The sequence below is a fragment of the uncultured Kluyvera sp. genome, from assembly GCF_902485085.1.
In the GTDB taxonomy this organism is placed as follows: domain Bacteria; phylum Pseudomonadota; class Gammaproteobacteria; order Enterobacterales; family Enterobacteriaceae; genus Kluyvera; species Kluyvera ascorbata.
The window spans coordinates 1-1,130 of sequence record NZ_CABTJS010000121.1; the positions used below are offsets into that span (position 1 = coordinate 1).

Annotated in this window: 1 rRNA gene; it reads left to right on the forward strand. The window is 52.3% G+C overall.

The window, feature by feature from the left end:
- A 23S ribosomal RNA gene (locus RDN66_RS14005) occupies nt 1-1,130 on the forward strand; the annotation flags it as partial.

Genomic DNA, 1,130 nt, shown 5'->3' on the forward strand with positions numbered 1-1,130 from the left:
GGTGGGGATGAGGTGTGGATAGGGGAGAAATTCCAATCGAACCCGGAGATAGCTGGTTCTCCTCGAAATAGCTTTAGGGCTAGCCTCGGTAGAGATTAGCGGAGGTAGAGCACTGAATTTCCTAGGGGGCGTCAAAGCCTACCGAAGAATATCAAACTCCGAATGCCGCAGAATTGCTTACCGGGAGTCAGACTGCACGAGATAAGTTGGGCAGTCGAAAGGGAAAGAGCCCAGACCTTCAGTTAAGGTCCCAAAGTGCGCGTTAAGTGGAAAAGGATGTGGGATTTCAAAGACAACCAGGATGTTGGCTCAGAAGCAGCCATTCATTCAAAGAGTGCGTAATAGCTCACTGGTCGAGAGGTCCTGCGCCGAAAATGTCCGGGGCTGAAACGCGCCACCGAAACTAAGGAATGTAGTGATACATTGGTAGAGGAGCATTGCATGCGGGGCGAAGCAGTACCGTAAGGAGCTGTGGACTGCATGGAAGAGAGAATGCCGGAATGAGTAGCGAGAATAAGGTGAGAATCCTTATGGCCGAATATCCAAGGTTTCCAGGGTAAAGCTGATCTGCCCTGGGTAAGTCGGGGCCTAAGGCGAGGACGAGAGTCGTAGCCGATGGACAACAGGTGGAGATTCCTGTACTGCGGTATGACAGAACTGTGGGGACACGTGCAGAGAGCGGAAGCCGGGAACGGAAAGCCCGGTGCAAGTGAGGTACCAGTCACATTGGCAAATCCGTGTGGCAATGGGAAGACACGATGCGGACCGAATTAAAGTAGGGAAGTCCGTGAGCTGTGCGTCAAGAAAAGCCGCTATTGTTTATACCGTACCCGTACCGTAAACCGACACAGGTGGATGAGGAGAGAATCCTAAGGCCGGCGGAAGAAGCATTGTCAAGGAACTCGGCAAAATGACCCCGTAACTTCGGGAGAAGGGGTGCCTCAGAGATGAGGCCGCAGAGAATAGGCTCAAGCAACTGTTTAGCAAAAACACAGGTCTATGCGAAACCGAAAGGTGAGGTATATGGGCTGACGCCTGCCCGGTGCTGGAAGGTTAAGAGGAGAGGTTAGCGCAAGCGAAGCTTTGAATTTAAGCCCCAGTAAACGGCGGCCGTAACTATAACGGTCCTA